This window comes from Pseudomonas sp. CHM02 (genome assembly GCF_000612585.1).
Lineage (GTDB): Bacteria > Pseudomonadota > Gammaproteobacteria > Pseudomonadales > Pseudomonadaceae > Aquipseudomonas.
The window spans coordinates 32,812-58,589 of record NZ_JFCA01000038.1 but is presented as its reverse complement, the minus strand read 5'-3'; the positions used below and the strand labels follow the sequence as shown (position 1 = coordinate 58,589).

Annotated in this window: 25 protein-coding genes; 7 read left to right on the top strand and 18 right to left on the bottom strand. The window is 60.6% G+C overall.

What is annotated here, in order from left to right:
* Window positions 1-264: 264 nt before the first annotated feature.
* Window positions 265-1,251, bottom strand: coding sequence for a DeoR family transcriptional regulator (locus BM70_RS0121895; protein ID WP_025857992.1), 987 nt, complete (start codon window positions 1,249-1,251; stop codon window positions 265-267).
* Window positions 1,252-1,599: 348 nt separating this feature from the next.
* Here BM70_RS0121895 and BM70_RS0121890 point away from each other — a divergent pair, with 348 nt between their 5' ends.
* Entirely contained in the window at window positions 1,600-2,751 is a 1,152-nt protein-coding gene (locus tag BM70_RS0121890) for an MFS transporter (RefSeq protein ID WP_025857991.1), read from the top strand.
* A 58-nt stretch (window positions 2,752-2,809) separates the two neighbouring features.
* Here BM70_RS0121890 and BM70_RS31485 read toward each other — a convergent pair whose 3' ends face one another.
* The 15 genes from BM70_RS31485 to BM70_RS0121815 all read right to left on the bottom strand — a co-directional run bounded on the left by BM70_RS31485 (window position 2,810) and on the right by BM70_RS0121815 (window position 17,442).
* A complete protein-coding gene (locus tag BM70_RS31485) occupies window positions 2,810-3,733 on the bottom strand; it encodes a hypothetical protein (RefSeq protein WP_025857990.1) in 924 nt (307 codons plus the stop codon).
* A gap of 217 nt (window positions 3,734-3,950) precedes the next feature.
* Window positions 3,951-4,199 carry a hypothetical protein gene (locus BM70_RS31480; protein ID WP_025857989.1) on the bottom strand — a complete coding sequence of 83 codons (249 nt, stop codon included), beginning with the start codon at window positions 4,197-4,199 and terminating at the stop codon, window positions 3,951-3,953.
* A gap of 172 nt (window positions 4,200-4,371) precedes the next feature.
* On the bottom strand, window positions 4,372-5,187 hold the full coding sequence (locus BM70_RS32615; protein WP_081782109.1) for a hypothetical protein: 816 nt from the start codon (window positions 5,185-5,187) through the stop codon (window positions 4,372-4,374).
* Between the two features lie 262 nt (window positions 5,188-5,449).
* The gene (locus BM70_RS0121870; protein WP_025857986.1) at window positions 5,450-7,855 is read right to left on the bottom strand and encodes a TonB-dependent receptor; all 2,406 of its coding nucleotides are present in this window, start codon (window positions 7,853-7,855) and stop codon (window positions 5,450-5,452) included.
* Between the two features lie 97 nt (window positions 7,856-7,952).
* On the bottom strand, window positions 7,953-8,906 hold the full coding sequence (locus tag BM70_RS0121865) for a FecR family protein (protein WP_025857985.1): 954 nt from the start codon (window positions 8,904-8,906) through the stop codon (window positions 7,953-7,955).
* A gap of 26 nt (window positions 8,907-8,932) precedes the next feature.
* On the bottom strand, window positions 8,933-9,433 hold the full coding sequence (locus tag BM70_RS0121860) for a sigma-70 family RNA polymerase sigma factor (protein WP_025857984.1): 501 nt from the start codon (window positions 9,431-9,433) through the stop codon (window positions 8,933-8,935).
* Window positions 9,434-9,525: 92 nt separating this feature from the next.
* A complete protein-coding gene (locus BM70_RS0121855) occupies window positions 9,526-10,170 on the bottom strand; it encodes a CGNR zinc finger domain-containing protein (RefSeq protein ID WP_025857983.1) in 645 nt (214 codons plus the stop codon).
* Between the two features lie 96 nt (window positions 10,171-10,266).
* A complete protein-coding gene (gene cysC, locus BM70_RS0121850) occupies window positions 10,267-10,881 on the bottom strand; it encodes an adenylyl-sulfate kinase (RefSeq protein WP_025857982.1) in 615 nt (204 codons plus the stop codon).
* Window positions 10,878-12,107, bottom strand: coding sequence for a nitrate/nitrite transporter (locus BM70_RS0121845; protein WP_025857981.1), 1,230 nt, complete (start codon window positions 12,105-12,107; stop codon window positions 10,878-10,880). The genes cysC and BM70_RS0121845 overlap by 4 nt, the downstream gene beginning before the upstream one ends.
* Window positions 12,108-12,116: 9 nt before the next feature.
* A complete protein-coding gene (locus BM70_RS0121840) occupies window positions 12,117-12,887 on the bottom strand; it encodes a bifunctional 2-polyprenyl-6-hydroxyphenol methylase/3-demethylubiquinol 3-O-methyltransferase UbiG (protein WP_025857980.1) in 771 nt (256 codons plus the stop codon).
* A gap of 7 nt (window positions 12,888-12,894) precedes the next feature.
* Window positions 12,895-14,031, bottom strand: a complete 1,137-nt coding sequence (locus BM70_RS0121835; protein WP_025857979.1) for a hypothetical protein — start codon at window positions 14,029-14,031, stop codon at window positions 12,895-12,897.
* Window positions 14,028-14,753, bottom strand: a complete 726-nt coding sequence (locus BM70_RS0121830) for an SDR family NAD(P)-dependent oxidoreductase (RefSeq protein WP_025857978.1) — start codon at window positions 14,751-14,753, stop codon at window positions 14,028-14,030. The genes BM70_RS0121835 and BM70_RS0121830 overlap by 4 nt, the downstream gene beginning before the upstream one ends.
* 10 nt (window positions 14,754-14,763) lie before the next feature.
* Entirely contained in the window at window positions 14,764-15,492 is a 729-nt protein-coding gene (locus BM70_RS0121825) for a sulfotransferase family protein (RefSeq protein WP_025857977.1), read from the bottom strand.
* Window positions 15,489-16,712 carry a transaldolase family protein gene (locus tag BM70_RS31470; protein WP_043274326.1) on the bottom strand — a complete coding sequence of 408 codons (1,224 nt, stop codon included), beginning with the start codon at window positions 16,710-16,712 and terminating at the stop codon, window positions 15,489-15,491. The genes BM70_RS0121825 and BM70_RS31470 overlap by 4 nt, the downstream gene beginning before the upstream one ends.
* Before the next feature lie 25 nt (window positions 16,713-16,737).
* Window positions 16,738-17,442, bottom strand: coding sequence for an HAD family phosphatase (locus tag BM70_RS0121815; protein ID WP_025857975.1), 705 nt, complete (start codon window positions 17,440-17,442; stop codon window positions 16,738-16,740).
* 253 nt (window positions 17,443-17,695) lie between these two features.
* Here BM70_RS0121815 and BM70_RS0121810 point away from each other — a divergent pair, with 253 nt between their 5' ends.
* From BM70_RS0121810 to BM70_RS0121800, 3 genes are all read left to right on the top strand, one after another.
* On the top strand, window positions 17,696-18,496 hold the full coding sequence (locus tag BM70_RS0121810; protein ID WP_025857974.1) for a glucose 1-dehydrogenase: 801 nt from the start codon (window positions 17,696-17,698) through the stop codon (window positions 18,494-18,496).
* Window positions 18,489-20,315 (top strand): glycoside hydrolase family 15 protein, encoded by a 1,827-nt coding sequence (locus BM70_RS0121805; RefSeq protein ID WP_025857973.1) that lies wholly within the window; start codon window positions 18,489-18,491, stop codon window positions 20,313-20,315. The genes BM70_RS0121810 and BM70_RS0121805 overlap by 8 nt, the downstream gene beginning before the upstream one ends.
* 124 nt (window positions 20,316-20,439) lie before the next feature.
* A complete protein-coding gene (locus BM70_RS0121800) occupies window positions 20,440-21,354 on the top strand; it encodes an alpha/beta fold hydrolase (protein ID WP_025857972.1) in 915 nt (304 codons plus the stop codon).
* On the opposite strand, the gene BM70_RS0121795 is transcribed toward BM70_RS0121800, so the two are convergent.
* On the bottom strand, window positions 21,288-22,292 hold the full coding sequence (locus tag BM70_RS0121795) for a GlxA family transcriptional regulator (RefSeq protein ID WP_025857971.1): 1,005 nt from the start codon (window positions 22,290-22,292) through the stop codon (window positions 21,288-21,290). The two genes, BM70_RS0121800 and BM70_RS0121795, sit on opposite strands and share 67 nt — an antisense overlap.
* 90 nt (window positions 22,293-22,382) lie before the next feature.
* Here BM70_RS0121795 and inhA point away from each other — a divergent pair, with 90 nt between their 5' ends.
* Window positions 22,383-23,063: an isonitrile hydratase gene (gene inhA / locus BM70_RS0121790; RefSeq protein WP_025857970.1), complete on the top strand. Its 681-nt coding sequence runs from the start codon at window positions 22,383-22,385 to the stop codon at window positions 23,061-23,063.
* A gap of 376 nt (window positions 23,064-23,439) precedes the next feature.
* On the opposite strand, the gene BM70_RS0121785 is transcribed toward inhA, so the two are convergent.
* Window positions 23,440-24,069: a LysE family translocator gene (locus BM70_RS0121785; RefSeq protein ID WP_025857969.1), complete on the bottom strand. Its 630-nt coding sequence runs from the start codon at window positions 24,067-24,069 to the stop codon at window positions 23,440-23,442.
* A 160-nt stretch (window positions 24,070-24,229) separates the two neighbouring features.
* Between BM70_RS0121785 and BM70_RS0121780 the strand changes: the two genes are divergently transcribed.
* Both BM70_RS0121780 and BM70_RS0121775 read left to right on the top strand, forming a co-directional pair.
* A complete protein-coding gene (locus BM70_RS0121780) occupies window positions 24,230-24,745 on the top strand; it encodes a sigma-70 family RNA polymerase sigma factor (protein WP_025857968.1) in 516 nt (171 codons plus the stop codon).
* The gene (locus BM70_RS0121775) at window positions 24,732-25,682 is read left to right on the top strand and encodes a FecR domain-containing protein (protein ID WP_025857967.1); all 951 of its coding nucleotides are present in this window, start codon (window positions 24,732-24,734) and stop codon (window positions 25,680-25,682) included. The genes BM70_RS0121780 and BM70_RS0121775 overlap by 14 nt, the downstream gene beginning before the upstream one ends.
* Window positions 25,683-25,778: the final 96 nt, after the last annotated feature.

The window sequence follows — 25,778 nt, the reverse complement described above, 5'->3', positions numbered from 1 at the left end:
TTTCTCTCGTTAAACACGGAATAAGTTACCGAGGGAAAGTGCCTTAACGCCTCAAAGCTTAGCGATTACGGGGAAAAATCGGCCGTTTGAAAATAAAAAAGAAGTTTCGTACGATAAAGTTGGAAGTGTCTTTTACAAAATAAGAAAGCGAGCTAATGTGCCACTTCTTAATAATTAGAAATGTCCTACATCAACGTTTATCAGAATGACTAACTAACAGAGAAACAGCCGACACCGAATAACAGCGTCAGCCGCTAAAAAGCCTCACGCTTGCGGTCGGGCAGTGCCGAACAGACTGACGCTCAGCAGCGTATCGCCCTGAGTGTGCAAGCGTACCGGCGCAATGCCACCCGGCATCACCACGGCCACTTCACCGCTCTCGACCCAGCCCACACGCCATGCTGCACAAGCGACGGCACTGGCACTGGTTCCGGAAGACGCGGTGGGCCCCTCTCCGCGCTCGAACACCCGCGCGATGACGCGGTTGCCAGGCTGACGCGCCGCCCATTGCAGGTTGACCCCTGCACTACAGGGCTGGCCACCCCCCGTCGGAGGTGCGAAGGCAATCGCCTGCAAGGGTTCGAACAGTGCCGGCTGCTGCATCTGTGCGTTGTCCGGCAATGCCGATGCCTGCTCGACCAATGTCACACAATGGGGATTACCCACCCGCACGAATTGACTGGTAGCCCATTGTGGGTTGATCGCCGCCAGCTCGGTGACGTGGCTCAGCTCGGCGCCCGCCAGAAAAGCCTGGCCAGCTCCCTGCGCGCCCACCGCCGCAGGCCCGAACGCAGGCAAACCCAGCTCAAGCCAGAACCCCACCACCTGCTCACGAACCGCGGGTTCCACCCGCGTGACAACGGGGGATACGGCATCCGATTTGTCGTGATGCACCCGCAGCTCACAGGCCTCGGACAGCAGGCCATGGTCAGTAAGGGCCTGGGCGAAAATCGTCAGGCCATTGCCGCTGCGCTCGGCCAGGGAGCCATCGGTATTGACGATGAGCAGGTCAAACGGCGGCTCCGTCTGGAACGGCCCGACCAGCAGCCCGTCACAGCGATGGGCCTTGGCGCCCGCCGGGCGTGGAGTCGCGCCCCAATCGCACTCGGAGGCGATGGCCGATGCCGTCCAGAGGTTGCGAGTAGACGCGGCCAGGGCAGCGCTTTCGGGGATATCAATGCCGTTGTTTCTCAATGAGGTCGGGCTGACCACGCCATAGATATTGCCTCGGGCGTCGTAGAACAGGGTCATGGTGCTACTCGCCTGAAATGCTTCATCGATGGGTCCGTCCGGTTGCCTGCAGATTGGGACACCAGCGTATTACAGAACCTGCCGAGAATGGGAGGCGGCCTGGAAGGTGGTAATCACCGCAAGAACCCTGGGGTTCAGAAGCGCTCACGAGGATTACGCACCTTCAAGACCGTCTCCTACGGACTCGATACTGCTTACGTGGCTGCAAACCGCCCCGGCGTTCCAGGTGTGTAAAAATAAAATTCACGGCGGCGCAGGCCCAGGGGAACCCGGCTCGCGCACCAAGGCCTGATATGCAAGGATGTCGCGCCGGACATCGTTCGTTGAACGCAAAACCAAGGATTTTTCATGACTGCCATCCCCACCTCAGCGCCCGTGGTTCCCGGGCGGCTGGAGCAAATGTCGACCCGTATCGCTTTCTTCATTGCCGGCTTCGGCATCGCCGCCTGGGCGCCGCTGGTGCCGTATGCGAAGGCCCGCGCCGAACTGAGTGAAGGCACGCTGGGCCTGCTGCTGTTGTGCCTGGGCGTCGGCTCGATCATCGCCATGCCTGCAGCGGGCGCGTTGGCATCGCGCTATGGCTGCCGCCGGGTGCTGAGCGCCGGGACGATCATGATCTGCCTGGCGTTGCCGATGTTGGCGACGGTCAGTTCGATTCCGTTGTTGATGGCCGGGTTGTTCCTGTTCGGTGCCGGCCTGGGCACGGTGGATTCCACCGTCAACCTGCAGGCGGTGATCGTCGAACGCGCCAGCGGCAAGACCATGATGTCCGGGTTCCACGGGCTGTTCAGCCTTGGGGGGATTCTCGGCGCGGCGGGGGTGTCGGGGTTACTGGGGCTGGGTCTGTCACCACTGCAGGCAACCCTGGTGGTGATCGTCATTACGCTGGCGGCGCTGCTCAAGGCCGCACCGCACTTGCTGCCTTACGGCAGTGAAAGTTCGGGCCCGGCATTTGCCGTGCCCCACGGCGTGGTGCTGTTTATCGGCGGCCTGTGTTTTATTGTGTTTCTGGCCGAAGGCGCGGTGCTCGACTGGAGTGCCGTGTCCCTCAGTGCCGAGCGCGGCCTGGATGAAGCCTACGCAGGCCTGGGTTACGCAGCGTTTGCCTTGACCATGACGGCCGGGCGGTTGACCGGTGATGCAATCGTGCGCCGGCTGGGTGCGACCCGGGTGATCGTGGTCGGTGGCGCACTGGCTGCAGCCGGCACATTCCTCGCCACGTTGTCCCCGGCCTGGGAAATGGCGTTGCTGGGCTATGCGCTCATAGGCGCCGGATGCTCCAATATTGTCCCGGTGCTGTATACCGCTGTCGGCAAGCAGAACGTCATGCCAGAACACATTGCCGTGCCGGCCATTACCACCCTGGGTTATGCCGGGATATTGACCGGGCCCGCCTTGATCGGGTTCATCGCCCATGGCAGCAGCCTGGCTACCGCCTTCCTGCTGATTGCAGGGTTGCTGGCGGCCGTGGCGGTCAGCGGAAAAATACTGCGGGTATGAACCCGAAACGGCATGAGCAGCTTGAGCCTTTCAAGCCGCTCATGTGCGCCTGCCCGCGTTAATAGCCCTTCTCTTCCTTGTCGTTCGCCAGCCAGCGGTCAATGCTGTAGTTCTTCAACCACCCGTCGTCGTTATGACTGCCGAAAAGGTTGTAACCGTTGGCTTTGTGACTATCCAGAGAGGCCATCAACCCCGGTCTCTCCATCAGATTCTTGGCCAGGTACACCTGTTGTTCACTGTACATTTTCAACGGGAACCCGGTGCGCACATCTCGCAAAGGCTCACCGTTCTTGTCGGTCTGGTTGGGGTCCTTGCTGATCTCGATAATCGTGTCTTTCTTCACGTAGCGATGCTTTTCGAAAAAGAACGTACGGTCTTCCGACTTGTCCCGCAAATCATCAAACATGCCCCTGAATGCCTGGACAACCTGTGCATCGGTTTTTGCGTGGAACGGATCCGCGCTCTGCGTATTGGGGTTGGTATTGCCGACCTGCGAATCGCCAGCCTTGGCGAGGCTTTCATGCGTGATCTCACCGCCCTTTGCGGTAATTGCCTCGTTCAGTCGTGGGCGGTTGAGTATCTCTCGCGCCAACATGATGGTGCGCTCCGAAACCTTGTTGCTGCTGGGCGCCTCCTTGGCGATCTCCTGCAAAGAACCCTGGGTCAGCCGGCCGTCTTTCTTGAAAGCCTCCAGCAATGGCAGATTGTTCTTCAGATCGGTCGCCAGTAGGTGGTCGTCCGAGCTGACAAACGGGTTACCCACCTTTGTCATGCCACCGTACAGATTCTGGCCGTCAAAGTGCCGGTCGGCGCCATTCGCGAATCGGGGGTTGATTGGCTGCGCCGCCGGCAGCGGCTTACCCAGTGCGCGGGCGTCCACCTCATAGCGAGACTGACCACTGCCCGCACCTGCCGGGGGTGTATTCGGCGCATGTACTGCTGCCGTTTGCGTAAAGCCCAGATTATTGACACTGCCAATCATGATTCACCTCCACCCTATCTAGATTCCGTAGCCTGGGCCTTGATTGCCTGATCCTCGAAAACGCCTCGAAATCAACATGGCACAAGCACCGACTGAGTGGTCTGCGCAAAACAATGGTTCCGAAGGTCTCGGGCCAGAACGCCGATAGGCCCAGGTCAATCTTGAGCGTTTGTAACCAGCCAACCGGGCCGGGCCGTCCATGGCACGACAGCGTCGCCTACCGACGGAACACCTTGCTCCAGAGGCTGGCAAATATTCCAGACAGGGGGCTGGACATCGGCGGTTCAATGAACAGGCGCGAGCCCTTGTCGAAGTCCTCCGCAGTGGGTGCCTTGAAGCTGAACCTGGGCGAAGACGTGAGGTTGAGCCGCTGTGGCGCTCTGGATTTTTCTGTCTCTTGCGCGAGCGCAGCCAGGGTCGAGACGCTGTACTGGGTGTGAAGGGATTCAAATGATGTCGAATTCATGGTCCAGACCTGATCCGTTAGATGAAGGCCCCCATCGGCAATCAATGACCGGTGGATGTTTTCTGTGTGGCGCGTCTTCGCGCACGGTTCCCCCATGAAGGGGGCCGTGTTTTCCCCGCCGGCGCTTGCCCACCTCTGCCGCACCGTGCGCGGCAGAGGGGCAGTCTCAAGGTTACCGAAGCAATGCGCGCAGCTCGTGTCGAGAGATCTTGCCGTCGCGCTGCCAACTGAACCTGTTGTCCATCGACGACGTCAGGTCCGAGCGGGCCATGATTTCCCTCGACAGCTGGATGAGATGGTCGTTGAACGGGTTGCCGGTCAACGGTTGTGACGCGAGCGTGCGCAGGTCCTTAAGCTTGATCGTGCGACTGAAGCAGTTGCCCTTCAGCGCGTCGAAATGCTTCAGCATTTCCTGCACGAGTTGCTTGTCGTCATGCAGTTTCAAGGGGTTATCGGAACGAACGACGCTCCTGATATCGCTTTTGGACAAACGACCGTCCAGTGCACCGCTGCGGCCATTTCGATCGAGCGCTTGCATCAGAGCGGGACGCCGCAACAGTTCCTTCGCCAATTGAATATTGGCGTCTATGGACGGGTCACCGGTCAACGGTCGGTCGGCCATTCTTTGCAGGCTCTGGGGCGTGACACTGCGTGAAGGCCAGCGGCCTTTGAACGCCTCATAATTATCCAGAAGCGCCTGGGCCAGTTGCTCGTTACTTTGCTTGGCGTAATGGGGGTCCGGCAACGCTGGGTTAGGGCGCGGCGGCGGGCCCGGGTTTGGACGCACGCCGATTGGCAGTGGACGCGGCGGCGGGCCACCGAATACCGGGCCGCAGCCGCAATGATCGAGTGACGATGAGAAATTGACGCCTACCGTGGGCCGGGCATTTGACGAGAGCCTCGACTGCTCAGTGTTGGGTTTTGCGCCGGCGAACGCGGCATTATCGGAGGAAGAAGCGACGCTGTGATTGAATGCTGATACCGACATTTAGTTCTCCAGTTCGGCGTGTTCAGGCGCCTGAGCTCACTGTCCCAACCACCCCGACGGCCGACAGGTCGTCAAGGAAATCAGCGAAGGCAGGCATATCCTGTGTGGCAGAACTGTGGGAACCGGTTCCTGAGACAGCTGAAAACGTCCAGGCCCCAAGTAGGAAGAGCTTCTGCAGAAGGGCGAGACACACCCCTGTCTTGGCAGGAGTTACCGCTCGACCAAGTCAGGAAGAGCGGTAACTTATAGAGTCAACGCAGGATCAGAACCCAACGCTGGCCTGTACGAAGAACGTACGTGGCTCACCCAGGTACAACCCGGCATTGTTGTCGCTGGAACGGGTGTAGTGCTGTTGGTCAAAGACGTTTTTCACGCCAACCCCCAGTTTCAGGTTGGACAGTTGCTCGCCAAAGTCATAACCGCTGCGCACGTTGACCGAGACATAGCCGGGAATATCACCAAATTGACCATCGGCGGTGCCCTGGGTGACGTAGGTGCTCGTTGTACCTGGCGCACGCTGGCCGGACTGGGCGTACACATCCAGGTTGTGGGTCCAGCGGTTGACGTCGTAACGCAGGCCCAGGGTCGCCACTTCACGGGAATACAGTGGCAGGTCACGGCCTTTGAACGGCACGTCCCCCTCGGAGGTGGCCTTGGTGTAGGTGAAGCCGGCATTGGCGGTCAGGCCATCGAGGCGCGGGTCCAGGTTCGACAGGTCGTAGTGGGCCGAGGCTTCGATACCGGTGTGCTTGGTCGCGCCGAGGTTGGTCCAGCCCACATCGTTGCTGACGTATTGCAGTTCATCCGAGAAGTCGATGTAGAAGAACGTCAGTTCACCACCCCAGACATTGTCGTTGTAGCGCGTACCCACTTCGTAGGTCTTGGCCTTTTCCGGGTTCAGGCCGTTGGCGGTCTGGTCGCCGGTGCCGCCCTGACCCAGTTGGAAGTATTGCAGGCTACCAAACGAGGTTTCGTAGTTGGCGAACAGTTTCCAGGCATCGGAAACGTGGTACATCACGCTCAACGCAGGCAACGGTTCGTTGTTGTGGACTTCGCGGCGTTTTTCCTGGGTACGGGTGCCGTTCAACGCGATCACCGGGCGATCGTGCCATTCGGTACGGATGTCTTCGAAACGGATGCCGGGGGTAATGGTCCACTTGCCGATATCGACCTTGTTATCGATATAGAACGCGTTGGCCTCGGTGCCCCCGGTGCGGTCCTGGTAAACGTGGCCGTCATTCTGCCCGCCCGGCGTCGGCACATTGTTGACCAGGTTCAGGCTGCTGGCCTGCTCATGCATGCCTTCCTTGAGGTAGCGATAACCCAGGCTGACTTCCTGGGTGCTCGGGCCCACGTCGAACACGTGGGACACCCGTGGCTCGATCCCGAAGGTGTAGTAGGTGCGCGGGTACGAACCGATTGTCTTCAGGTCGCGGTTGGCAATGTTACTGCCGCGGAAGCTGTCGGAGTAGTACGTCAGCACTTCGGCCTGGGTGCGGTCGTCGATCTGGCGGATGTACTTGAAGGACACGTCCTTGCGGCGCCCGCTGAAGTTGTCCCAGTCACGTACCGATTGGTAGGGATTGGCGTCGAACTGCTGCTGGGTCAAGCCACCGGGCATGTCGGCGCTGGCGTCGTAGTAGTGGAAATTCAGCGAGAAGTCGTCTTGATCGGTCGGCGCCCAGTGGGTCTTGAAGATCACGTCGTCGATGTCGTTGGAATTGTTGCTGTTGCGGTAACCGTTGCCGTTGACGCCGGAGTACAGCAAGGCGGCGCCGATGCCGTTGTCGGCGGTGCCGCCGATAAAGGCGTTGTCGACATGCTTCCAGCCACCGTGGGCGGAGGTCTGCAATGTGGTGCCGACCTCACCGGAGAATTTCTCGGGGATGGCACGGGTTACGAAGTTGATCACACCACCGACGTTCTGTGGCCCGTAACGCACAGAACCGGCACCACGCACAACGTCGATGCTATCCAGGTTACCGGCGGAAATCGGTGCCATCGACAGCTGTGGCTGGCCGTACGGCGCGAAGGCAGCCGGCACGCCATCAATCAGCACGGTGGAGCGTGGCGACAGGCGCGACGTCAGGCCACGTACGCCGACGTTGAGGGAAATATCGCTGCCGCCGGTACCGTTGGATTCCTGCACCTGCACACCCGGCACGCGGCGCAGCACGTCGCCGACGTTCATCGCGCCCTGCTCCACCATGGCTTCACGACGGATCACCGTGCGCGCGCCGGGGTGGTTCTGCACCACTTCGGCGTTGGCGTCGCCGAGCCAGTCGCCGACCACCTTGATGTCAGTGGCGCCCAGTTCCAGGGGCGAACCGGCTTCACCGGTGCCGCTGTTCAGCGGGCGCAGGGTCACGGAGCCGGCGTCGATCTGGTAGTCCAGGCCGCTGCCTTGCAGTAACTGGCGCAGCGCTTGTTCTGGCGAAAGGTTGCCGTCTACTGCAGGTGCCTGCTTGCCCGCGACCATGTCGGGGCTGAAGAACACTTGCAGGGAAGTCTGCTGGCCCAGTTGGCTCAACGCCGAACCCAGGGGCTGGGCCTGGATATGGATGGCATCGGCGGCGTAGGCCGCAGGCAGCGCGGCACTGACTGCAAGCGCCAGCGCCAGCGGCGCCCAGCGGGAGATTTTATTGTTGTTCACGGCAAGTTTTTTCACGTCGAACCTAGTCCTGTGATCGCAAGAGTATGCGGCTGTTAATGCAAACCAGTTGCAGTTGCAGGAGAAGACGAAGAACTCGAAAAAAACCTGAATGTCAGCGTGAAATAATTTCCTGGCTGCCGTCCGGCAAGGTGCGCAAGGCCACCGGCAGGATGTGCGGCAAGGCCTTGAGCAAGGCATCGGTGTCATTGGCCTTGAACACGCTGGTCAGGCGCAGGTTACCCACGGCAGGCGAACTGACGCGCAGCGGTTGCTCACGATAACGCGAGACTTCCCGCGCCACTTCGCCCAACGACGCATTGTTGAAGACCAGCTTGCCCGTCCGCCAGGCGGTCAACTCGTCGGTGTTCACGCCGTAGGCCGCCGCCACCAGGCCTTTGTTGTCGACATGGGTCCCCAGGCCCGCGGTCAGCGTCACCACCTTGTCCGGCGAACGGCCTTGCACCTTCACCGTACCGGCTTCGACCATCACGCGGGTCTGGTCTTCATCGCGACGCACATCGAATCGCGTGCCGGTCACTGTCACCTGCCCTGCCCCGGCCGCCACGACAAAAGGCCGGCTGGTGTCATGCTCGACGCTGAACATCGCTTCGCCCTGCTTGAGCTCCACCCCACGCCGGCCTTTTTCATAGTGCACCGCGACGATGCTGCGGCTGTTGAGGTCCATCACCGAACCATCGGGCAATGCCACTTGGCGATGCTCGCCCAAACGAGTAGTGAATTCGGCACTGTAGGGCTTCGGATGATCGAGCCCGCTGAACAGGCCCAACCCCAGGGCAACGGCCACCACACTGGCGGCCACCGCGTAACGCAGAACCGCTCGGCGTCTGGGGCGTTCTGCAGGCGCTTCACACAGCGCTTGCAGGCGCGCCTTGGGCAGCAAGTCGGTGGCGCTCCACAAGCCTTGCAGCACGTCGAACTCATATTGGTGATCGGCATGCTCATTGCGCCAGGCGTCGAAGCGCTGGCGCTCGGTAACGCTCAACTCGGCGTCTTGCAGGCGCACAAACCATTGTGCAGCTTCGTCTCGGGCACGGTTATCCATCATGGAAGATCCTGTTTCATGGCGGGCGGTCATGGCGCCATCGCGTCCAGGCGGTCGCGCAGATGCCGCAGGGTGCGGATCATATACTTTTCCACCATGTTTTTAGACAGCCCCAGGCGTTCGGCGATTTCCTGCTGGGTCAGGCCCTCGATTTTCTGCCAGATGAAAATCTTGCGACAGTTGAGCGGCAACTCGGCCAAGGCCCGCTCGATAGAGTCCGCCAACTGGATCGCGTGCATGAAATGCTCCGGGTCGCCACTGTGGGGCGAACTCTGATCAAAGGCTTCCAGCGTGATGGCTTCGCGACGGTCTTCGCGTCGATAGGCGTCCACTGCGATATTGCGCGCCGTCTGATGCAGATAGGCGCGAGGTTGTTCAACCTCGGAGGATCTTGACTCCAGCACCCGCACGAAAGTGTCATGGGCCAGGTCTTCGGCCTGCTGACGGTTTCTCAGGCGGCGCGTCCAGGTTCCGATCAACTCTTCGTAGTGTTCGAAAAAGCCTGTTCTGCGGGGCGGCTGAGGAATCATCGCGGGGACACTGGGGAGGCGGGGTGTGAATAGTAATGCTTCCTATTAAGCGGGGCAATTGCTACCCGTCGCCCATTGCCTGGGCATTGAATCTAATGGGGACTGGCGACCTGCTTGAGACGGCTGAGTTTCTCGCGGCTGCCGCACACGCTCATCTGGCACCATTTGCGCTGTTTGTTCTTGGAGATGTCGAGGAACACCCAGTCGCAGTCAGTAGCGCTGCAACTGCGTAACGCCTGCAGATCAGCGGACACCAGCAACTGCGTGGCGTCTATCGCCAGGCGCCCCAGCACCATGGCTGTCAGTTCCTGCGCAGTGGTGCAGGGCTTCCACGCCCAGGCAGGTTTGCCATCGACAGACCGCAGCACCCGCCAGGCGACGCCTTGCTGGAACATCTGGTTGACACGCTGCAGGGCCTCATCGGGTGCGGCGTGCTGCAGCGACAAGGGGTAGAACACCTCGTACAGGCATTCCCTGAACGCAATAATCGCGTCCAGGTCAGGTTGATAGGGCATCGACGACTCGAACACCATGGGTTTGTAGTCATCGAACTCCTGGGCTGAGATCAATGACGCATGCAAGGCCCATTCGAAGAAGAACTGAAAACTGGTGAGTCGTTCTTCGATGACCTTGAGCGCGGTGCCGGGACGACGGCCATTGGTGGTATTGATAAAGTCCAATACCCGGGCCCCACCAATCAGACGGATCGATTTTGCAGTGCCCGTGAAATGTGTCATGCCTGCTCCTGAAAAAACGCGTTCTCCCTGCGATGGCGCAGATTACCTTGTTTTCTCGAATGGCAGACATTGACGTCCTGACGCCAAGACCAACGGCTAAGTGTGATCGTCGTTGCGCGCCACCCAGTCAAGAATCGTTTCCACAGACTGCGCCACCGAAAGCGCCTGGGTATTCAAGTGCACTTCCGGGAAGACCGGCACGTCATAGTGGGAGTCGATACCGGTGAAGTGTTTGATCAATCCCGCGCGGGCCTTTTTGTACAGGCCCTTGGGGTCACGTTGTTCGGCGGTTTCCAACGGCACATCCACATGCACCTCGACAAAATACTCATTGCCGATGATCGAGCGCGCGTAGTGCCGGCTGGCCGACGAAGGTGAGATCAGCGCCACGATCACAATCAGCCCCGCTTCCAGCATCAACCGCGCCACTTCGGCAACCCGCCGGATATTCTCGTCACGGTCGCTGTCGGTAAACCCCAGGTCCCGGCACAGCCCGCCACGCACCGAGTCACCGTCGATAATCGCGGTGATCCGCCCCTGTTCCTGCAGGGCAATGTCCAGCGCATCGGCGATGGTCGACTTGCCGGACGCCGAGATCCCGGTCATCCAGATCACCGCCGGCTTTTGCTTCAGCCGTGTGTGTCCGGCACGCGGGTGGCTGAACGCAAACGCGTGCAGGTTCAGGTTTTGACTGTCTGGAAAATAACTCATGGCCGCTCCTCCTCCGTCACCGACACCGGCTGTTTACCCAACATGAACACCATCACGCATTGCACGAACAGCAACAGCGCAACCACCCCGTAGACCGTCGAGAACGAACCGGTCAGGTCCTTGGAAAAGCCGCCGAGGAAGTTGCCGCACACGCCACCCAGGCCGATCAGCACATTGGCAATGCCGAAGGCTTGGGTCAGCCGGCTGACCGGCACGATTTGCCCGATGTAACTGGGGACCAGCCCGAAGATGGGGTAAAACGCCAGCGCGAACAAAAATGCAGCCAGGTAGAACAGCGGGAGGCTGTTGAAACTGAACACCAGGGTGGCGGCCAGCCCCGCACTCAGGAAACACATCGCCAGCGACGCCCGCACCCCGACCTTGTCGGCGATCCATCCCACCAGAAAGCCCGAGGCCATGCCCACGGCGCCGATGGTGGTCCAGATGAACCCGGCGTCCTGTACCGACACGCCCAGTTCATCGCGAAGGAACGGCGCCAGGTAAGTCTGGAACGGCAGCAGCGCCATGCCATTGAGAAAGGCGATGATCCAGGTCAGGTACAACGAGCGGCTGAGCCAGGGTTGCTGGCTGTCGAACGCTGTGGCGCGCGCCCCGGAAAACCCGCGGTCCTGGCTCGCGGCCAGGTTGCGCAGCAGAAACCAGGCCGCCACGCACAACGCCACCGAAATCAGGCCGGCAGTGAGCCAGATCGAGCGCCAGCCGCCATTCAAGGTCAGGAACGACACCAGCAAGCCATTGATAAACACCCCATAGCTGGTACCGCTGGAGATCAGCCCCATGACCCGCGAGCGATTGCCGGGGCTGAAGCCCTTGGTGACGATTTCCGCCAACGGGATGTATACCGAGGCGGAACAACCACCGAGCAGGATCAGCAAGGCGCCCGACAACCAGATGCTGTCACTCACACTCAGGCCCAACAGCGCCAGGGAAGTCATCACCGTGGACACCAGGCTGATTTTCCAGCCCTCGAAATACCGGCTGATGATGCTTGTCACCGATGAAAACAACAGGAAGCCGATCTGCGCGCCGCCGGTGATCAGGCCCACCGTGGTGTAGTCGAAACCGATGTCGCGGCGCATGTCCACCACCAGGTTGGCGAACAGGTAGACACCAAACCCATAGGTACTCGCCACGAACCCGGTGAGGACCACCGCCAGCACGACGCTGTCCAGTGGGCGCGCATTGCTCTGTACGAGTGTGCTCATCTTCCCCCCTTACACGGCGCGCGCAGTGTGGATGACGAAATCACAATCCATCATGTCGTAGTCACGCTCGAAATCACCGTAGCTTTCGTGGTCGATAAACCCGGACTTGAGCACTTCCCCCTTCAATTCCCCCGGCAACAGGGGGTAAACCTGCAACTTGTACTGCTCCGCATCATCGAAGGAATAGATGAACTCACACAGGTGCTCATCGACCCGTCCCAAGCTCACCGAAGCGTTCGTACCGCAGTAATAGTAATGACCGCTGGCTTTGAATTTGCCGGCACGGATGGCGAAAAAATTGCGCTGGTCGACAATCAGCAGGCCGCCCGGCTTGAGCAAGGCCCTGAATTTCGCCAGCACTCGCAATCGATCATGGGCCTCAAACACATGGCACAGCGAGCTGCCCAGGCACACCACGGCGTCGAATTGACCCAGCTCCTGCGGGTCCAGGGAATGCCAGTCGCGGTAATGGGACTGGATGTCCAGACCCTGCTTGCGAAAGTTCGCCCGCGCCTTCGTCAGCATGGTGCTGCTGCCATCAGTGGCGACCACCTCAAAGCCCGCCTGCTTGAGCTGGACGGCATGAAAACCACTGCCCGTCGAGACGTCGATCACCGACTGCACGCCGTGGCTTCGCAACAGGTTTTCGAAGAACCCATCCTCACCCGCCTTGCGTTTCTCCCAATCGATCAACTCATCCCACCGCTCGACAAATTCCGTCGAGTACTGCGCCGAGTAATTGGCCGGTTCGTTGTGCTTGTTTCTGGTCATCTGATTCATGACATACCTACCAGGTCGAATTCTTGAAGGACAGGTACTTGCTCGCCAACTCACGGGCGAACTCGGCGGACTGCTCGATGGACATGGTGTGCTTGGAATACCCCAACATCGATTGCATGACGGCCATGCACTTCAGGTTGTACGTGACCGAACCATCACAGTGGATTTCGTCGATACCGTCCTGGCTCTGGCAGATGGTGTTGAGGCGCACCGCCTCGTCCTGGGGGCAGGCCTCGGAGAACTGCACCTCGATCCGTCCATCCTGCAGCCACACCGGATAGCCGCCTGGCAACCCGAGGGGGCCAGGGGCATGCACCAATACCGGCGTGGGCGAGAACAACCCTTCGATGACGGTGACGGCGGAGCACGCAGTGAGGAACTGCCCATCTACCCCGCCGAGTCGACGGAACTCGGCTTTCACCGTAGAGAAAATCGCCTCATTCGGCAGGCGTGTCAGCTCAGGCCGGTCACGCACTTCATACAACAGGCGGTAGCTGGCACGAGGCGGCAAACCCGCGCGTGGCACGTAATGGCTGAAATAATGCTGGGCATAGAGCTGCACCTGCACATCGGCGGGTGCACACTCCAGCAATCGGGCGATAGAAAGGCGCACCGCCGGAATCAGGTTGGCCACATTGCCCACGCCGATATCGGGAGCCAGGCCGACACGGGCCAGGATCGGGTTGACCGCATCGGGGAACGCTGCGTTGACGGTTTTGGTGGTGATGCCCGAGGCTTTCACCGCTTGCATCAGGCAATGCATCAACGTCAGGTGCATGGGCAGCCAGGGGCCGAACTGGGCCTGGTCGAGCTTTTCGAACGACAGCTTGGGCAGCCCGGTGATGACCCGCCATGACTGCAGCGACGCGCAGTTCACCAGCAGGTCCGGCGCCTCTTCGCGCAGCAGCTGCGCTACGCTGCCGATGTCCGTGAGGTCGGCAATCACCGGCTTGATCGCAATGAACTGCCCCAGTTGCGCGCACGACAGCGCCACCAGGTTGCACAATCGAATCGTTGCCTCTTCAGTGCGGCCCAGCACCACAAACTCGAACGCGTTTTTCGGCCCCAGAATCTTGAGGATCTGCAGGCACAGGTTGCCGGCGCCCACCAGCAGCAGCTTTTTCTTGCGCATGGAATGGCTCACCGTGGGTAGGCTCCGTTGTCGACCGGAATCACCCGGCCGGTGATGTGACGCATCGCATCGCCGACCAGCAGCAAGATGACCTCGGCCACCCCACTGGGCAGGATCGGGTCCTTGAGGACTTCCTGGCGTGCGTACTCGGCGCGTCGGTATTCGGGGATGGTGCCGTAGATCGCGGTGTCGTGGATCAGCGCCGGGGACACCACGTTCACCCGCACGAACGGGGCGAAATTCCAGGCGTTGGCCTTGGTCAGGCCGATCACCGCCGCCTTGGTGGCACCGTAGAGCGCGTCGCAGCTGCCCACCTCACCGGCCACCGAAGCAATATTGACGATGCTGCGCGGGGCTTCGTGGCGCATCTCCCGTTCAGCGAAGTCCTTGGAGAGGTAGACCAGGGCCTTGAGGTTGACGGTGAGGATTTCGTCTATCTGCTCATCGGAATAGGCGTAGACACTTTTACCGTGATAAATACCGGCGTTATTGACCAGGCCGTAAATAGTTGCATGGCGCTCATACAGCGTCGGAATAAAACCCTTGATAACAGCCCTATCGGAAAAGTCGGCAATATGCGCTTCGAACACATCCGCCCCATAAAGACCTTGCAGACTCTTCAGACCTTCGGCGTCCTTGTCGGCACCGATAACGAAGTAACCCTGTTGAATCGCCATTTCAACAGTCGCCCGACCAATTCCGTTGGCCGCCCCGGTTACAATCAGCTTTTTCATACAATAATCCTTATTGACAAAATTCATTCATGCGCGCGTAAAAGGTTCGATGGTATTCATACATCGCCTTTAACTTTGGATACTGTTCGAATACCTGCAGGTCGACAGCCTGATTATCCGGCGACACAATGCGCTCACTGTTTTCCGCCGCCGTGTGCCAACTACGCCAGGTTTTCCATTGTTGCGGGCACTCACGTTTCCAGGTCATGGCGTGTGGCAGGAACTCGATACCCAAGTGATCACACAGTTTGCGGATCACTCTTTCCGGGTCAGCGGCAAGGTCATCGGCATTGATCACATAGGGCACTTTCCCGGCAAGTTTGGTGACCACACAAAATATCTCGTACAGCGCTTTATGCCCGATGGCCTGCAGCGGCATATCCGGGTGTACTCGGTGATGGGAAATAATGCTGCTGGCGGGTTCGCGAATAAGAAAGATATTGTCCTGTTGTGCGAGAAACCCAGTGTCAACTTTCAAATCATCCAGGCAGTGGTAACACATGTCTTTGTGAAACACGTGGGTACGTTCGCGCGCACTCAGTAAATGCTCTTTGATGCCCTGGTAAGTGGTGGGCAAACTGTGATCCCACTCATCCGAAGGAATTGCCGACGCCTCTGAAAACGCCATGTGCGCAAAGGGCTCGTGGAAGACCTCGAAATCCCCGCGCTCGATAAACACGCGTTCCAGTACGGTGGAGCGCGAACGTGGATGGGCCCACAACCCGATCATGCGGTTCATGCGATCACCCCGAATTCGGCGGCCAACAGCGCGTTGAGCGCGCGCTTGAACGGTTTTGCCACCGGGCAGAGCCGCACGCAGTAATCCGCCAGGCGCCGGTGCGCGCTGTTGGCTTCGTTGCAGGCGTTGATGAACGCCTCATGGTTGCCAAAGTCGTACGGCTCGATGCTGTCGATAAAGCAGGCTTCGTAGAAGTACGGGATGCGGACCAACTTGGAAAAGGTCGACGCCGGCGGCTTCTGGGGTTCCGTGGCCGGCGCTACTGGTTTGCCGTGGCTTTCACGTTCGATCAGGAACTCCACGACATCCGGCGTCAGCGTGTAGCAGGTCGCGGTCTGCCCGGTCCTTTCCAGATGCCAGCAGTGCTTGTTGCCCCGCTCGTCCACATCGACTTTTATGCTGGAAAGCAGGGTTTTGACCGGCACATCAGACGCCGCCACCAGTGCCTGGATCTGCTCGTAGATCATCAACTCGGCCCAGCGCAGTTCCTCGGCACTCAATACCAGGCCACGTTCGGCCGCCTGCAGTGTGAATTCAGGTTGGCAGGCGAAACGCCCAATCATGAAAGTGATCACGTACTTGCAGCGGCACGTATCGACACCGTTGCTGCGCGCGCTCGCCCTGCCGCGTTCGATGGCCTGGATACCGGCCTGGAATTGGGCGACCGTGAAGCAAAACGTGATATTGACCGAGGCGCCCTGAGCCACCAACTGCTCGACCGTCGCCAACCCCTCCTGGCTGCCCGGCACCTTGACCATCACGTTCGGTGCAAGGCGATGCAGCTCGAGGCCCCTGGCGGTCATGCGCTCGGTGCAGCGCACATCCACCGGGTCGACCTGCGCGCAAATCCAGCCCTCGGCCTGGGCCGACTGAACCCACAGCGGCTTGAGCGTCGAAGCCCCTTCGACGATGACTTCGTTGTACAGCTGCTTGCGCAACTCATTGGGCGACAGGCTGGCCAAGTTGAAGCGCGACGACCAGTACTCGCGTTTCTCGAGAATCACGGCTGTCACCAGCCGCGGGTTGGTGGTGACGCTGCACAAGCCCCAGGGCTGGGAGAAATCATCCGGCATCAACGCTTCTATATAAGTCGTCGCCGCCGGGTACTTTTCCAGCAGGTGTTGTTTATAAGGCAGGTACACGGCAGGCGATGAATCCCACCACACTTCTGAACATTGATCGTTGCGCTTGAGCCGCTCCAGGTAACCAAGTGTGTTCACAATGCCTCCTCCCTGAGTAATAGGATCAATTGAAAATGGCCAGTAATTCACGCATATCGGCAATCGGTAATGCCCCGGCCTCCGCCAGTTGCGAATGCCGTTCTTTCGGGCCAAAACCCAGGACACTTATATTGGCGGCAACAGCAGCCTGAATACCCGCCACACTGTCTTCAACAACCAGCGCTTCACTGACATCAATACGGTACGTGTCACACGCCGTCAGAAATACCAACGGATCGGGTTTCCAACGGCCCAGTTCATAACAACTGAATATTCGCCCCTCGAAATAAGAAAGCAGTCCTGTAAGACGCAAGCAATGCTCGATCTTATTGCGCGGCGCACTGGAAGCGACGCAATAGGCAACTTCCAGACTTTCCAGTACGTCGACTATTCCCTCCGTGGCTTTCAAGTTGAGCGTCAGTGCTTCCCATGCCCGCTGGCGAAAATACTGTTCAAACTCAGCATCTAGACTGATATCTAATAGTTGTTCCGCTTCACGCAGACAATCAGCGATCCTGCGCCCGCGAAAGTGTTCGATAAAACGTGTTACATCAAGAATCGTATCGCGCTGAGCACGCGCATTCAGCAGGGAAATCAATACAGACAGGGTTATCTCTTCACTTTGCACGAGTACGCCGTCGCAATCGAAGATGACTAACTTGGGCACGCCAACTAAGGCCGTTGCTTTTACCTGACCTGGTAGTTCCCCTATATCGGCCGAAAGGCACATAGATATCTCTTATAGGTGGCCCCGCGATGACTTCCGAACTACCAACGGAGCGGGTTGAGGTGTGCCTATAAGACACGCGGCAAAAAAGCCTGTCAAACGCTTTTGAGCGGTTTTTTAGTATCTTATGGTTATTTTTTATAGTTCTGTTATTCCATTTTCCACCATGGTTGTAGTCGCTAATTTCACACGGCTGAACTTCCCTTGCGCGCAGTCAGTCAGCTACTTGAACTCACGAATTTAAGGTCGGTGAGCAATGCGTATTTCGTTGGATCAACAAGTGGCGCTGGTGACAGGCGCCAGTTCCGGAATCGGCGCCGGCGCGGCCAAGGCCCTGGCGCAAGCCGGAGCGGCCGTGGTGCTGAACTACAACAGCCAGGCCGCCCCGGCCGAGGCGCTGGCCGAGCAGATCAATGCCGAGGGCGGCCGGGCGATTGCCATCGGTGCCAACGTCTCAATAGAGGACGATGTGGAAAGGCTTTTTGCCCAGACCCTCGAGGCCTTCGGCCACCTGGACATCCTGGTGGCCAACTCCGGCATGCAGAAGGACGCCAACCTGGTGGACATGAGCCTCGACGACTGGAATGCGGTGATCGGCGTCAACCTCACGGGCCAGTTCCTGTGTGCCCGTGCGGCCGTGCGCATTTTCAACCGCCAGGGCGTGCGCGAAGGGGTGTCGCGAGCTGCCGGCAAAATCATTCATATGAGCTCGGTGCACCAACTGATTCCCTGGGCCGGGCATGTGAATTACGCAGCATCCAAGGGCGGCGTGGAGATGTTGATGCGTACCCTCGCCCAGGAAGTCAGTGAACAGCGCATCCGCATCAACGGCATTGCGCCGGGGGCGATCCGTACCGCGATCAACCGTGCGGCCACCGAAGGCGCGGCGGAAAAAGAACTGCTCAAGCTGATTCCCTATGGCCGCGTAGGCGATGTGGAAGACGTGGCCAACGCCGTGGTGTGGCTGGCCAGTGATGCGTCCGACTATGTAGTCGGCAGCACGCTTTTTATTGACGGCGGCATGAGCCTTTATCCGGAGTTCCGTGGCAATGGTTGATTTGAAGAACGAACAACAGAGCGCCATCGATGCCCATGGCATCATCGGCGATATGCGCAGCGCGGCGCTGGTGAACGATAAAGGCAGCATCGACTTTTTCTGCTGGCCGGAATTCGACAGCCCGTCGATCTTCTGCTCGCTGCTGGACAGCCCCGACGCCGGTATTTTCCAACTCACCCCGGACCTGCCCAACGCACGCCGCGAACAGATCTACCTGCCCGACACCAACGTGCTGCAAACCCGCTGGCTCAGCGACGAAGCCGTGGTGGAGATCACTGACCTGCTGGCCATCAGCGAAGAGATCGATGACTTGCCGTTGCTGATCCGCCGGGTACGGGTGGTCAGTGGCAAGGCCGACATTCATCTGCGTTGCGCGGTGCGGCATGACTATGCGCGCACGCCTACCCACGCCGCCAGCGACAACGGTACCGTCGTGTTCAGTGCCGATGGCCAACCCGGCCTGCGCCTGTCCGGCAGCCATTCGCTGCAGATCAAGGACGGCGCCGCCGTGGCCAGTTTTGCCCTGGGCCAGGAAGAAGGTGCCGAGTTCGTGCTCGGAGGCCAGGACGATGAACGTGTAGACAGCAACTGCACCGACCTGGCGCTGGCCCACACCTTGAAGTACTGGCGCGGCTGGATTGCGCAATCGAACTACCGTGGACGCTGGCGCGAAATGGTCAATCGCTCGGCGCTGGCCCTCAAGCTGCTGACCTCGCGCAAACACGGCGCGATCATCGCCGCCGCCACTTTCGGCCTGCCCGAAACGCCCGGCGGCGAACGCAACTGGGACTACCGCTACACCTGGATCCGCGATGCATCGTTCACTGTCTACGCGTTCATGCGCCTGGGTTTTGTCGAAGAAGCCAACGCCTATATGCGCTGGCTCAAAGGCCGGGTCAGCGACTGCTGCGACCAGCCGACCAAGATCAATATCCTCTACGGTATCGACGGTCGCCAGGAATTGCCGGAAGCCGAGCTTGACCACTTCACGGGCCACGGCGGCGCCAAGCCGGTGCGCATCGGCAACGAGGCCTTCGACCAGATCCAGTTGGACATCTATGGCGAGCTGATGGACGCGGTGTACCTGGTCAACAAGTACGGCGAAGCGATCTCCCACGAGGGCTGGAAACACACCGTGGAAGTCGCCGACCAGGTCTGCGAGATCTGGAACACCCAGGACGTGGGCATCTGGGAAATGCGCGGCGAGCAGCATCACTTCCTGCACTCGCGACTGATGTGCTGGGTCGCCCTGGACCGCGCCATCCGCCTGGCGTCCAAGCGCTCGCTGCCGGCACCGTTCGCGCGCTGGGACCAGACGCGCCAGGCGATCTACGCCGACATCTGGAGCAACTTCTGGAACGAAGAGCGTGGGCATTTCGTGCAGCATACCGGCAGCACGGCACTCGACGGTTCGATGCTGCTGATGCCGTTGGTGCGTTTCGTCGCGGCGACCGATCCACGCTGGCTCTCGACCCTGGAAGCCATTCAGAAAAGCCTGGTGCGCGACGGCATGGTCTATCGCTATCGCAACGACGACAGCCAGATCGACGGTTTGCAAGGCACCGAAGGCGCCTTTGCGGCCTGCTCATTCTGGTACGTCGAATGCCTGGCCCGCGCCGGGCAAGTGGAAAAGGCCCACCTGGAGTTCGAACAACTGCTGCGCTACGCCAACCCATTGGGTTTGTACGCCGAAGAGTTCGACAGCCAGGCCCGCCACCTGGGCAATACCCCCCAGGCCTTGAGTCACCTGGCGTTGATCAGCGCAGCGACGTTCCTGGACCGCAAACTCAGCGGGGAGAAAACCACCTGGCAGCCCTGAGGAGGGCCTGTGCACAATGGGCAGTCCTTGACGATGGCGTGGACAAGTAACACCACTGCCTTCAATCGAGCGCTGTCCCGTCACGCCCATCGACTAGAGTTCCAGCACCTGACAGGAGCCGATCATGACCACCGCTTTCCCACTGCACGTTGTGCGCACGTCCATGCTTGATGTGGCGTATGAAGCCCACGGCCCCGCCGACGGTACGCCTGTGATCCTGCTGCATGGCTTCCCCTACGACCCGCGCGGCTATGACGAGATCGCGCCGGTGCTGGCTGCGCGGGGGTGTCGGGTGCTGGTGCCGTATCTGCGCGGCTATGGCCCGACGCGGTTTATCAACCCGCAGGTGATGCGCTCCGGTCAGCAGGCGGCGCTGGCCAAGGACCTGCTGGATTTCATGGACGCGCTGGACATCCCGCAGGCGACCCTCGCCGGTTATGACTGGGGTGGACGTGCTGCGTGTATCGTCGCGGCCTTGTGGCCCGAACGGGTGCGCGGGTTGGTGACCGGGGATGGCTACAACATCCAGAACATCGCCAAATCCCTCAAGCCACGGGCACCGGAGACGGAGCATCGCTTGTGGTACCAGTTCTACTTTCACACCCAGCGCGGGGTGGACGGTCTGACCGCCAACCGTCGCGAACTCTGCCAGTTGTTGTGGTCGCTGTGGTCGCCGTCCTGGGCCGCGGGGCCAAGTCTGTATGACCAGACGGCACCGTCGTTCGATAACGCGGATTTTGTCGAGGTGGTGATTCACTCGTATCGCCATCGTTTCATGTACGCGCCCGGCGACCCGGCATTGGAATCCATTGAAGCCGCGCTGGCCCTGCAACCGGCGATTTCGGTGCCGAGCATTTCGCTGTGCGGCGCGGATGATGGCGTCGGCCCGCCGCCCGAAGAGGACGATGACCTTGAGCATTTCAGTGGATTTTACCGCCGCCAGGTGTTGCCCGGTGTAGGCCACAATATTCCTCAGGAAGCACCGCAAGCCACGCTGGATGCGCTGCTGGAATTGCTTGGCGAAAAGCGTTCGCGATAAGCCTGGGGTGTCACTGACAGGGCTCGCAAAAAACTGCGCCGCAAGGTCTCTTCACAGCCAAACCCACACTGCACGGCGATGCGCTTGATCGACGCATTGCTGTCGGCCAGTTGCCGGCGCGCGGTCTCTACGCGGATCAATTCGACGGCACGCGCCGGGGTCTGGCCGGTTTCGGCGCGGTAGTGGCGCACGAAGCTGCGCTCGCTCATGCCGACCTGGGCGGCCAGGGTGGGGATGCTCAAATCCAGGGTCAGGTTCTCGGCCATCCAGGCGTGGAGTTCGGCGAAGCGGCTGTCATCCTTTTGCAGCGATAACGTCACACTGAATTGCGACTGGCCACCGGGCCGCTTGAGGAACACCACCAGATGCCGCGCCACTTCCAGGGCCACCGCGCGGCCCAGGTCTTCTTCCACCAGCGCCAGGCACAGGTCGATGCCGGCGGTGACACCAGCGGACGTCCAGACGGCGCCCTGCTGGATGAAGATCGGGTTGGACTCCACCGTCAGCGAAGGGAACTTGCGCGCCAGTTCCTCGCAACGCGTCCAGTGGGTGGCCACGCGGCAGCCGTCGAGCATGCCGCTGGCGGCCAAGAGGAACGCGCCGGTACACACTGACGTCATGCGCCGGGTGTGCCTGGCTTTCTCGCGTACCCACTCCACCAGCGCCGGGTCTTCGGCCGCGCCGTACACGCCCCAGCCGCCTGCGATCACCAGCGTGTCGCATGGTGCGTCGACGGCGGGCAGTGGCTCGGCCACCAGCGCCAGGCCGGCCGAGGTCATCACCGGCTGCGTTTGCGCGGCGATCACCGAGACGGCATACGGCAAAGGTTCGCCGCGCTGGCGCGCCAGGTCATTGGTGGAGGCGAACACCTGCAGCGGCCCGGTGACATCGAGCACTTGGGCGTTATCGAAAGCGAGGACGTGGACAATTCGAGGCATGATTGGCGTGATTCGTGGGCTCAATGGCGTATTCGCCAAATCCTAGGCCTCTAGAGTGAAGCCGTCCACCCCTTTGACGGAGCTTCACTCATGACCTTGCAGATCGGCTTTCTGTTGTTCCCCGGCATCCAGCAACTGGACCTCACCGGCCCCTACGACGTACTGGGTTCGCTGCCGGATGTGAAACTGCACCTGGTGTGGAAAGACCTCGCTCCGGTCACCTCCAGTACCGGACTGGTGTTCACCCCGACCATGACGTATGCCGACTGCCCGCGCCTGGATGTGATCTGCGTGCCCGGCGGTTCCGGCGTGGGCGCGTTGATGGAAGACCCGCAGACCCTGGACTTCCTCGCGGCCCAGGCGCAAACCGCACGCTACGTGACTTCGGTGTGCACCGGTTCACTGGTACTGGGCGCGGCCGGTCTGTTGCGTGGGCGCAAGGCGACGACACACTGGGCCTACCACGACCTGCTCGCCCCGCTCGGCGCAATCCCTGTGCAGGCGCGCGTGGTGCGTGACGGCAACCTGCTGACCGGTGGCGGCATCACCGCCGGCATCGACTTCGCCTTGACCCTGGCGGCAGAGCTGTACAGCGAAGCGGCGGCGCAACTGGTGCAGTTGCAGATCGAATACGCCCCCGCGCCACCCTTCGACTCCGGCCGCCCGGACACCGCGCCCAAACATGTGTTGGAAGAAGCCAACAAACGCACCGCCGAATCGCGCAGGGTGCGCGGCGAGATCGTCGCACGCGCGGCTGCTCGGTTGGGCTGATTCTACAAAGCACCTGCCGGCGATAGACACGCAGCCCCCCAAGCTAACCACGATGCGAAGCGAGCCGCTCTTGATCTTGATCCTGCTTTTGATCTCAGGCGCCCCGTCAAACACGCTGGCCGTAATTCGACAGGGATTTGGGGCACACCGAGCGTGAGCGAGGTGCCGAGTGTTGGGGCAAGAGCCCTTTGGTTACTTTGGGCTGGGCCGGCATTTCGGCTTTTCCAAAGTGACCCGCCGTAAGGGCGGAACCCATAGCAGCCGTTACCTAAATAACGGATATGTACTCAGACTGATCCAACATTCTGGTCGGCTGTTAGGCCGCTTTCGCAGGCAAGCCAGCTCCCACATTTGGATCAGTCGTACGCTCGTCAAATCAGGCCGGGCGAGACATCACCGCCAGGCGCACCGCCAGTACCGTCAGCACCGTCGCCAAGCCCCATTTCTGAAGCCAGGCGCCTTTCGAGCGACTGGCGAAGAACCGGCTCAGTGCCCCGCCAAAAATGCCCAGCAGCACATGAAATACGGCTGCAATCAAGGTCAATACACCCCCAAGCACCACCAACTGCACCGCGATGGACCCTGCTTCCGGCCGTACGAACTGCGGCAAAAACACCACAAAAAACAGCAACGCCTTGGGGTTGAGCAGGCTATTGAGCATGGCTTGCAGGAACACCCGGCCCAACGGCACGCGGCTGACGTGAGCCGCGTCCGGCCCAGGGCTTTTCTGCAAAGTCTTGAACACCAGCCACGCCAGGTAGACTACACCCGCGTATCGGATCACGTCAAAAGATGGCGGCCAACTGGCGACCAGCGCCGTCACTCCGGTGGCGGTCAAGGCGGTCAGCAGCACGTCAGCCACGCCGATCCCCAAGGCCGATGCCATCCCCCCGCGCCAGCCGTGAGTGACGCCATGGCTGACCACAAAGGCCATGTTCGGCCCCGGGGATAACAGCAACAACAGAACTGCACCGGAAAAAACCGCCAGGGTCGCCAGGTCGATCATGCTCAAGCCTTCCACCGCGAAAAGCCTGCAGATTAGTCCGCGCACCGGGGGTCGACAAAAAATTGTGCTGGATACATTGCCCTCGGGTAATTGCGAAGGGCCACGACCAACGTCTAGAATGCGAAACATTATCAATTAAGACTGCTGCGCCAGGATGCCCATGTCGAGCGATCACCCACTGGACCATGCCGCCATCGGCCAGCTTTACCAGGCCCATCACTCTTGGCTGCGCGGCTGGTTGAGCCGCCGCACCGGTTGCCGTGAACACGCCGCCGACCTGGCCCAGGAAACCTTTGTGCGCCTGCTCAATGCGCGCAAGCAGCAAACCCTGCAGCAGCCGCGCGCGTACCTGAGCAGCATTGCCCGCAGCCTGATGATCGACCAATACCGGCGCCGTGAACTGGAACGCGCCTACCTGGAAAGCCTCGCGCACTTCCCGCAAGTCGAGGTGCCTTCGGAAGAAACCCGCCTGCTGATCCTCGACAGCCTGGAGCGTATCGACCGTTTGCTCGACCAGCTCAAGCCGCGGGTGCGCGAAGCCTTCTTGCTGGCGCAACTGGACGGCCTGACCTGCGCGCAGATCGCCGTGCGCCTCGGTGTGTCCAAGGCCACGGTGGAGCGCGACCTGTCCAAGGCCCTGCATGCGTGTTACCGGTTGCGTTATGCCGAATGCTGACCCGCGCCTGGTAGACCAGGCTATCCAGTGGATGATCAAGCTGCGCTTCAATGTGGCCGACGACGCCAGCACCGCCGCGTTCGAGCGCTGGCTGCAGACCAGCGCCGAGCACCGGCAGGTGTGGCAGCGGGTAGCCACGATGAATGACGATTTGGGCCAATTGCCGGCCCAGGTCGGCCGGCACGCACTGCGCGGAGCGCGTCAACGCATCAGCCGCCGTGAGGGTTTGAAACTGCTGGGCCTGTTCGCCGGTGCCGCCGGTTTGACCTGGCTCGGCCGCGACTACACGCCCCTGCCCGCCTTGATGGCCGACTACCGCACCGCCACCGGCGAACGGCGCTGGGTGGCGTTGAACGATGGCAGCCGGATCCAACTGAACAGCGCCAGTGCCATCGACACGGCATTCACTGCCGAGCGGCGGCTGGTGCACTTGCGCCAAGGTGAAATGCTGGTGAACACCGGCGCCGACAGCCGGCCGTTCTGGGTACAGACCCGCGACGGTTACCTGCGTACGCTCGGCACGCGTTTCCTGGTACGCGAAGAAGCCCAAGGCACATTGCTGGCGGTGCAACAGGGCGCGGTGGCGGTGTTTGCCGACAGCCACGATGCCAACGCCCGACAGGTGCTCAAGCCCGGCGAGCAGGTGCTGTTCAACCGCAGCGGCATTCGCCCGGCCGTCGCCAACGGCCTCGACCCCTGGGCCTGGAGCGACGGCGTGATCAGCGCCCACGCGATGCGCCTGGACGACTTCCTCGCCGAACTGGGCCGCTACCGCAACGGCCTGGTGCGCTGCAGCGAGGCCGTGGCGGGGTTGCGCGTGTCGGGCACTTACCAACTGGACGACACCGATCGGGTGCTGGCGCTGGTCGCGCAATCACTCAAGCTCGATGTCACTTACCGCAGCCGCTATTGGGTGACCGTTTCAGCGCGCGTTTAATTTCTCAAAAATAAATGAGGTGAATTCTCATTGCCGCTCGACCTGTAAGGAAAGGCCGATCAACAGGCCGGTTCTGTTCACTTTCTTCAGGAGCAT